The organism is Dietzia sp. DQ11-44, from assembly GCF_014145205.1.
GTDB classification, from domain to species: Bacteria; Actinomycetota; Actinomycetes; order Mycobacteriales; family Mycobacteriaceae; genus Dietzia; species Dietzia natronolimnaea.
The window spans coordinates 1-299 of sequence record NZ_JAALEC010000698.1; the positions used below are offsets into that span (position 1 = coordinate 1).

The 299-nt window shown below is 74.6% G+C and carries 1 pseudogene; it reads left to right on the top strand.

Annotation, left to right across the window (positions count from 1 at the left end):
• A pseudogene (locus tag G6018_RS15845) lies at positions 1-297 on the top strand (patatin); the annotation flags it as partial.
• Between the last annotated feature and the right edge of the window lie 2 nt (positions 298-299).

Sequence of the window (299 nt, forward strand, 5' to 3'; positions counted from 1 at the left end):
GCGGACGCGGCCGGTCCGGACACCGCCGGTCCTGACACCGCCGGGCTGGACGCACCCGGGATCGACCCGACCGGGCGGGGCGCCGGGGGCGATTCCCGGACCGGGGACGACGCCACCCCGAGAGGGTCGGCGCAGCCGTCACCGGAGGTCGAGGAGGCGGTCGAGGAGGGCGAACGCGAGGTCCGGGCCGACGCCCAGGCGGACGATCGGAGCCTCGAGTCCCTCCCGGGCACGCTGCGGATCTTCGACGTGGTCTCCCAGTCGATCGAGGCCATGCAGAGCATCCTCACCGGCTAACA